The 8157-nt window shown below is 55.2% G+C and carries 8 protein-coding genes; 4 read left to right on the forward strand and 4 right to left on the reverse strand.

Features of this window, described 5'->3' with window-relative positions; all coding sequences use genetic code 11:
• On the reverse strand, positions 1 to 1088 hold a 1088-nt coding region (thrC, locus tag QVO43_RS04695; protein ID WP_288174533.1), incomplete at its 3' end, for a threonine synthase.
• Between the two features lie 198 nt (positions 1089 to 1286).
• On the opposite strand from thrC, the gene nadE reads away from it, so the two are divergent.
• Together nadE and QVO43_RS04705 are read left to right on the forward strand one after the other, a co-directional pair.
• Complete coding sequence (nadE, locus tag QVO43_RS04700) at positions 1287 to 3194, forward strand: NAD(+) synthase (RefSeq protein WP_022487425.1); 1908 nt, start codon at positions 1287 to 1289, stop codon at positions 3192 to 3194.
• Complete coding sequence (locus tag QVO43_RS04705; protein WP_022487426.1) at positions 3191 to 3676, forward strand: QueT transporter family protein; 486 nt, start codon at positions 3191 to 3193, stop codon at positions 3674 to 3676. Before nadE ends, QVO43_RS04705 begins: the two co-directional genes overlap by 4 nt.
• 35 nt (positions 3677 to 3711) lie before the next feature.
• Here QVO43_RS04705 and QVO43_RS04710 read toward each other — a convergent pair whose 3' ends face one another.
• Positions 3712 to 3987: a hypothetical protein gene (locus QVO43_RS04710; protein WP_022487427.1), complete on the reverse strand. Its 276-nt coding sequence runs from the start codon at positions 3985 to 3987 to the stop codon at positions 3712 to 3714.
• A gap of 103 nt (positions 3988 to 4090) precedes the next feature.
• Between QVO43_RS04710 and bioB the strand changes: the two genes are divergently transcribed.
• The gene (gene bioB / locus QVO43_RS04715) at positions 4091 to 5071 is read left to right on the forward strand and encodes a biotin synthase BioB (protein WP_229778500.1); all 981 of its coding nucleotides are present in this window, start codon (positions 4091 to 4093) and stop codon (positions 5069 to 5071) included.
• Between the two features lie 40 nt (positions 5072 to 5111).
• Here the strand turns inward: bioB and rbr are convergent, their stop codons facing one another.
• On the reverse strand, positions 5112 to 5654 hold the full coding sequence (gene rbr / locus QVO43_RS04720; protein ID WP_022487429.1) for a rubrerythrin: 543 nt from the start codon (positions 5652 to 5654) through the stop codon (positions 5112 to 5114).
• Between the two features lie 128 nt (positions 5655 to 5782).
• Positions 5783 to 6964, reverse strand: coding sequence for a copper amine oxidase (locus QVO43_RS04725; RefSeq protein ID WP_154488426.1), 1182 nt, complete (start codon positions 6962 to 6964; stop codon positions 5783 to 5785).
• Positions 6965 to 7187: 223 nt separating this feature from the next.
• On the opposite strand from QVO43_RS04725, the gene QVO43_RS04730 reads away from it, so the two are divergent.
• Positions 7188 to 8006 carry a hypothetical protein gene (locus QVO43_RS04730; protein WP_022487431.1) on the forward strand — a complete coding sequence of 273 codons (819 nt, stop codon included), beginning with the start codon at positions 7188 to 7190 and terminating at the stop codon, positions 8004 to 8006.
• Positions 8007 to 8157 lie beyond the last annotated feature (151 nt).

Genomic DNA, 8157 nt, shown 5'->3' on the forward strand with positions numbered 1-8157 from the left:
AGTTCAGTACTGATCTTGTATTCGCCTTTTTCGTTCAGTTCCTTCATCCATTCCGCCACCTGGGCCGCATCATGGCCGGTTTCTTCAAACAGCAGCCGTTCCAGGTTGCTGGAAACCAGGATATCCATGGAAGGAGAAATGGTCTTGTGGAAGGGGCGCTTCCGGTTGTATACCCCGGTGTTGATAAAGTCTGTCAGCACATTGTTGCTGTTGGAGGCGCAGATGAACTTGTTCACCGGCAGCCCCATCAGTTTGGCATAGAACCCGGCCAGGATGTCCCCAAAATTCCCGGTGGGCACGGCGAAGTTCACCGGTGCGCCGTTTTCGATCCGGCCGCTGTTCACCGCATCCGCATAGGCGCTGAAATAGTACACGATCTGGGGCACCAGCCGTCCCCAGTTGATGGAGTTGGCCGAAGAGAAGGCACAGCCGTGGGCCTGGAGTTCTTCTGCCAGAGGCCGGCTGCCGAACAGGATCTTTACCCCGGTCTGGGCGTCATCGAAGTTCCCTTCCACCGCCACCGCATGGACATTGGCCCCTTTCTGGGTCACCATCTGGAGCTTCTGGATGTCGCTGACCCCTTCCTGGGGATAGAATACGATGACTTCCGTTTCCGGCACATCGGCAAACCCGGCCATGGCCGCTTTCCCCGTATCCCCGGAAGTAGCCACCAGGATCACCAGTTTCTTCTGTTCCCCGGTCTTCTGGACCGCCTTGGTCAGGAACAGGGGCAGGATCTGCAGGGCCATGTCTTTAAACGCACAAGTAGGGCCATGCCACAGTTCCAGTACGTCCAGGTTGTCTTTCAGCAGGTGCAGCGGAGCCGGGAAATCCCCGAACCGTTCCTTGCTGTAGGCCGTTTCCACACAGTGTCTCAGTTCCTCTTCACTGTAGTCTGTCAGGAACCGGGCCAGCACCGTCAGTGCCCGGGCACTGTAGGGTGCTTCCCGCATGGCATCGATTTCCGCCATGCTGATGGGCGGAAATTCCTTGGGCACGAACAGTCCCCCGTCAGCAGCCAGGCCATTGGAAATGGCGTGAGCGGAGCTCACCATATCAGTTTTCCCTCTTGTACTAATGTATAACATAGTCCCCCCTACTTTCTGCATATCGCACCTCGTATCATAGCATAAGAGCTGTATATACGCAACATTTACCAGTCAAATATTTTCTTTGTTCGCATTTCAGCCTTCCCCCAGGGTCCGCCTTTCCTATCCGGTCCCCTTTTGCTATAATGGAAGCAGTTTAGTTCTGTTCATTATATCAATTTATGGAGCGAGAGACAAATGGACGTAAAAATTGCTTGTGCACAAATCCAAATCGAACCGGGCAATCCGGAAGCCAACACCCGGAAAGCCCTCCAGGCCATAGCCAGCGCCCGGGAAAATCAGGTGGACATCCTGCTCCTGCCGGAGCTGATGGTTCCAGGCTATCTGCTGGGAGATCTGTGGGAACAGAGCGCCTTTATCCGGGACTGTGAAGCCTGGGGCAAAGAGATCATCGCCGCCAGCCAGGGCCTGTGCGTGATTTTCGGGAACATCGCTGCCGATCCGGCCAAGGTCAACGAAGACGGCCGGGTGCGGAAATACAACGCCGCCTTTGTGGCCCAGGACGGAAAGCTGCTCCAGGGGGGACTGCCTTATCCTTTCATCAGCAAAACCTCCCTTCCTGACTACCGGGAATTCGACGACAGCCGGTACTTCCACAGCACCGCCAAACTGCTGCCGGAACTGGGTGGCCAGGTCACCATGGAAGACCTGGTAAAGCCGGTGGCCGTCACCATCCGGGGCCGGGAACTGAAGCTGGGAGTGCTCCTGTGCGAAGACGGCTGGACGGAAAACTACCATTATAATGTGCCGGAACTGCTGGAAAAGAACGGAGCCCAGATCCTCTGCAACCTGTCCTGTTCCCCCTATACCTTCCACAAGAACCGGAAGCGCCACGATCTGTTCGTCCGCCAGTCCCGGCAGGGAGGCATTCCCCTGGTTTACTGCAACAATGTGGGGATCCAGAACAACGGGAAAGACGTGTTCACCTACGACGGCTGCAGCTGCATGTACGATGCCAGGGGCCGGATGATCACCGATTCGCCTGCCTTCCAGGAAGACCTGCTGATAAGCCGGTGGAACCCGGACACCGGGGAGCTCCAGGGGGAACGGGGACTCCAGCCCTCCCTTTCCGACGCCCAGGAAATCTATCAGTCCCTCCGGTACGGGGCTTCCCGGTTCCTAGACCAGCTGGGGATCCGGAAAATGACCATCGGGGTGTCCGGGGGCATCGATTCTGCCGTTACCGCCGCTTTCTACGTGGACATTTTGGGACCGGAAAACGTGCTGCTGGTGAACATGCCCAGCCAGTTCAACTCGGAACTGACCAAGAGCCTGGCCCAGAAAATGGCGGAAGCCCTGGGGGCCAATTACGCCATCCTCCCCATCCAGGAAGTGGTGGAAAAGACCATCCTCCAGTTCAACAGTACGCCCATCCACGATTACACCTCCGGGGAGGACTTCCATCTGAAAGTCACCCCCTTTGCAGCGGAAAACATCCAGGCCCGGGACCGGGGCGCCCGGGTACTGGCCGGTCTGGCTTCCCTGTTCGGCGGCGGTTTCTCCTGCAACTCCAACAAGGCGGAAATGACCGTGGGCTATGCCACTTTCTACGGGGACATTGCCGGGGTACTGGCACTCATCGGGGACCTGTGGAAACACCAGGTCTATGCCCTGGGCCGGTACCTCAATGAGGAAGTGTTCCGGCGGGAAGTGATCCCGGAAGAAATCTTCCGGATCAAACCCAGTGCGGAACTGTCCGCTGCCCAGACCGTAGGCAACGGCGGGGACCCTCTGGTGTATCCCTACCACGATTACCTGCTCCAGGCCTTTGTGGAAAGCTGGACCAAGACCTCTCCGGAAGAACTGCTGACCTGGTACCTGGAAGGCACCCTGGAAGAACACCTGGGCTGTGAAAAGGGACTGGTGGCGGAGCTGTTCCCGGATGCCCGGTCCTTTATTGCCGACCTGGAACGGTGGTGGAAACTGTTCTGCGGTCTGGCTGTGGCCAAGCGGATCCAGGCTCCCCCCATCCTGGCCATTTCCAAACGGGCCTATGGCTATGACCACCGGGAGTCCCAGCTGAAGCCCTTCAGTTCCCGGAAATACCGGGAACTGAAGGCCCGTGCCCTGGGAGAAGACCAGTGAACCCTCCGGTCTGGCTCCTGCGGAATGCCCTCCTGGCCGCCATCTATGCAGCCCTGACCCTGGGCCTGGCCCCTTTCAGCTATGGGCCTGTCCAGGTGCGGGTATCCGAATGTCTCACCCTGCTGGCCTTCTGCAGTAGGAAATGGATCCCCGGGCTCACCGCCGGCTGCTTCCTGGCCAACCTGGGGAGTCCCTTCGGCCTGCCGGACATGGTCCTGGGAACCCTGGCCACCTTCCTGGGGATCTGGCCCATGCACAGGCTGAAAAGTCCCCTGCTGGCTTCCCTGTGCCCGGTGATCAGCAACGGAGTGGTAATCGGGGCAGAGCTGGACGTGCTGGCCGCCCTGCCCCCGGATCTGTCCCTGGGGGCCGCCATGATCTACATCGGTGCAGGAGAATTCCTCAGCGTCACCGTCCTGGGAACTCTGCTGCTGAAAATGATCCTGAAAAATGAAACATGCAGGAAAATATTGATGGAATGAAAATGAGGTGCTGCCTGGGCAGCACCTCATTTTCATCAATCGACAGCCTTTTTGAAAAAATCTCCCAAAATCTTTTCCATCTTTTCCCGGCCATCTCCCGGCTGGGCCTCGTAGATTTTTTCTTCTCCATAGAAGAAAGTGGGCACGTAGTAGTACTTCCGGCCCTTCAGTTTTTCCGGTTCCCGGTTTTCGTTCACCTTCACCAGGGGGATCTTTTTGTATTCCGGATGGCTGGCATACAGACCTTCCAGTACCTCCCCGGCCAGTTTGCAGTAAGGGCACCCGTCCATATAGATAAACAGCAGTTCCATGATTCTTCCTCCTTTGTTTTTATTTTGCGTTAACCTCTTATTTAAAAAAGTTGACCGCAAAATTCTCATTCTTTATAATGATAAGCATATTATACCAGAAGGGATGAGATCATTGAAGATAGAAGCACTGCGCGAACTGACCGACCGGATCATGGACGGGTACCGGCTGAAACCGGAAGACCCGGAAGTCCAGGACCTTCTGACCCAGGACCTGGCCGAACTCCAGCAGGAAGCCGGACGGCTCCAGAAGCACTTCTGCGGCAACCATGTGGATTTCTGCACCATCATCAACGCCCGGAGCGGCCGCTGCGGGGAAAACTGCAAATACTGTGCCCAGGCCGCCTGCCACCATACAGGCTGTGAAGAATACGGGTTCCTGTCCAAAGAAGAAGTGATGAAAACCGCCAAAGCCGACCAGGATGCCGGTGCCAACCGGTTCGCCATGGTCACTTCCGGACGGGCTCTTACCGGGAAGGATTTTGAAAAGGCCCTGGATATCTACAAAGCCATGAAAAAGGACCTGACCATCGACCTGTGTGCCTCCCACGGCATCATCAGCCGGGAACAGTTCCGCCGTCTCCGGGAAGCCGGGGTCACCAGTTACCACCACAACATCGAAACCTCCCGGCGGTACTTCCCCCAGATCTGCACCAGCCACACCTTTGACGACCGGATCCGCACCATCAAAGCTGCCCAGGCGGAAGGCATGTGCGTATGCTCCGGCGGCATCATCGGCATGGGCGAAACCTGGCAGGACCGGCTGGACATGGCCTTTACCCTCCAGAGCCTGGGGATCGAATCCATTCCCATCAACGCCCTGATGGCCATTCCCGGCACCGGTATGGAAGGCCGGAAGCCCCTGCCTGCAGAAGACATCCTCCGGACCATTGCCATCTTCCGGTTCATCAACCCCACCGCCAATATCCGTCTGGCTGCCGGCCGGAAGCTGCTGCCCAAAAACGGAGCCACTGCCCTCCTGGCCGGAGCCTCCGCTTCCATTACCGGCAACATGCTCACCACCAGCGGCACCACCATCAAAGACGATATGGAAATGCTGAAAGAGCTTGGCCTGACCAATCACTGAGCATAAAAAAAAGCCCCCTTCCCGGGGGCTTTTTTCAGGCTCAGAAGCATTCACAGTTAACCATGAAATAGGATTTGGGATGAGCGCAGACCGGGCATACTTCCGGTGCTTTTTCCGCTTCCACGATATGGCCGCAGTTGGAGCAGATCCACACGGTCTTTTCGCTGCGCTGGAACATGGTGCCATCTTCCACTTTCTTCAGCAGAGCTCTGTACCGTTCTTCATGGTGCTTTTCAATGGCGCCCACGGCTTTGAACTTGTAAGCCAGATCCTTGAAGCCTTCTTTTTCAGCGGTTTCTGCGAATTCCTTGTACATTTCAGTCCATTCGTAGTTTTCGCCGGCTGCTGCATCCTTCAGGTTTTCCACCGTATCAGGGATGGAGCCACCATGGAGAGCCTTGAACCAGATCTTGGCATGTTCCTTTTCGTTGCCGGAAGTTTCCAGGAAGTTCTTGGCTACCCGTTCGTACCCTTCCTTCTTTGCTACACTGGCATAATACCCGTATTTATTGTAAGCCTGGGATTCACCTGCAAACGCAGTCCATAAGTTTTTTTCAGTCTGAGAACCTTTCAATTCAGCCATTGTCAAATCCTCCTTTTTTTCTGTTGTTCCCCCTTCCGGGGAACTGTCTTGTACCCTTTTTTTCATTGTCATTTCCTGACACCCATATAGTACAACAAACCTAGAAAATAGTCAAGGGTTTTTAATAATTATTTTCTTTTAGTCTGTGTTTTGTTCTGTTCCTTCCGGGCCAACCGTTCTGCCAGGATCTGTTCTGCCGTCCGCACCCGTCCGGATTTCTTCTGTACCTGAGAATCATGCTTCCCTTCCCAGAAAATCCTCACCGGAAGATTGGAAGAACCGGGGGGAGAGAAGTAGAAGGAAGCGCTTTTCCCTGCCGGTACCGTCCCCAGTTTCATGGTTTCCCCGTCATGGTTCCAGCCAAAGGACAGCCGGTTATCCGGGATCCGGATGTACCGGGCAGTTTCCCCCTGAGCGGTAAGTACTCCAAACCCAGCATAGGCGCCCCCATAGGGATTGAACCGGAGCTGAGCATCATTCTTGCCCCGGGTCCGGAAATTCACGTCGTACATGACCCCGTAGTTCCCATAGTTGACCACCGGTTCATTCCGGGTCACATCGATGCCCCGTACATAGGGATCCTTGTTGTCGTCTGCCAGTTCCAGGCCCCAGATGGTTCCCTTGTCCGTATCAAAAGCATCCTGCAGGGTCACATGGACATTGGCCCCTTCAAAAGTACCCCGGAGCACATGGCCTCCTTCATCAGGGGGCAGGATGGAATAGACTTCCGCAGATACCCTTGGATCCGCATCCACCGGCATCATGATAAAGGAAACTTCCACCGGTCTTTCAAAATTCAGATCCACAATCCCGGTGACCAGTTCCTGAGGATGGAGAATGTACCCCTTCCCGTTGTTCAGGATATCCCGGGGCCCGCTGAGGAAGAATTTCCGGCCGTTGGGGGTGGAACTGTAATACCGTTCCTGGGCTTCCTTCCCGGCTTCCAGCCAGTCCTCATTGGGACGGGAGATTCCGTTCTTCCCCAAGTTAACCAGGCTGGGCCGCAAGGTAGTCCGCCGGAGCAGCACCGCCAGCCGTTTGTCCGTACGGGTGTCGTTTACATGATGAAAGAAAAGCCGCACCGGCCCCTCCACCGTATCCCGGTACATGATCCCGATTTTTCCCACCATTTCCGGGCTGTCGGAAAAAATCAGTTTGGGACCGTCATGGGTAATGGTCCCTTTTACTTCCTCATAGGCCGGCACCCCATCCTGCCAGGCCAGATCCTGGACCGAAGCCTGGGCTCCCAGGGGAAGCAGCAGGGACAGTCCGGCACAGAGCCAACTCCATAAAGATTTACGGTAATGCAACAATGAAACCTCCTGTATCATTAAAGTAGATTGGCAAAAAACACATTCCTTATTCTAACACAAAAACCTCCCGCCTTGTTGTTTTCAGAAATTACTCAAAAGTCCGCTTTTTCCCTTGTATAATACAGGGCAAATCGCTATAATATAAAATATAGGATTTAATTATGAGAGTATTTTAAGAATTCGTTGTATAAATGGTTCTTTTCCAAGAAAGGAAGTTGCTATGAAAGTCCGTACCATTCAGGCCGATCCCAGCGGCAACATAACCTTGTATGTGCTGGATCCGGTCCCTCAGGAAAACCGTAAAGAACTGAACCGGCAGCTGCTGGCCCTTGACCCTTCTGTGGAGCAGGTAGGGTGTCTTTCCTTTAAGGAAGACCAGCCCCAGGTGGAGATGATGGGTGGGGAATTCTGCGGAAATGCCACCCGTTCTGCCGGTGCCTGTGCCCTCTTCTACCAGGGGAAGAAAGAAGGAGAATATCAGGTCACCTGCAGCGGCTGTCCCACTCCCCTCCCGGTTTCTGCCAAAAAGATCCGGGAAAATCTCTACGATGCCACAGTTCAGCTGCCGCCCCCTTTGTCCATTGGGAAGATTCGTCTTTCTTATGAACGGGAAAGTGTGGAATGCCAGGAAGTGGTCCTGCCCGGGATCACCCATTATGTGTATTTTACCCTGAATGTGGACGAAGTGGACCAGGACCAGCTGTTCTATTCTCTCCAGCGGGAAATTTCCCGGGGAACGGAACCGGAAGCCTATGGGCTGATGCTGGTGGAAATCAGCACCTTGAAAGTGATCCCCATTGTCTATGTATCCGCTACCGGTACCTTGTACCACGAAAAAAGCTGCGGCAGCGGATCTGCTGCTGTGGCTGCCGCCCTGGCCCATCGTCAGAAACGGTCCCTGGCCGCCACCCTCCAGGAACCAGGAGGCCGGATCGATATTGAGGCCGACTGGAAAGACGGAGAAATCATTTCCCTCACCATCGGCGGCCCCGTCCGTCTGGGAGCTGAAACCCTGGTGGACACGGACCAGGGAAAGTAAAGCCCTTTTTTCTCTTGACAATGGTTCCAACCCCATGCTAAAATAATTTTATTGTGATACCCATCACGCTTGCCGAAGTGGCGGAATTGGCAGACGCACTTGACTCAAAATCAAGCGCCCTAAAAGCGTGCCGGTTCGAGTCCGGCCTTCG

The sequence above is a fragment of the Acidaminococcus sp. CAG:542 genome (assembly GCF_000437815.1).
Taxonomy (GTDB): Bacteria; Bacillota; Negativicutes; order Acidaminococcales; family Acidaminococcaceae; genus Acidaminococcus.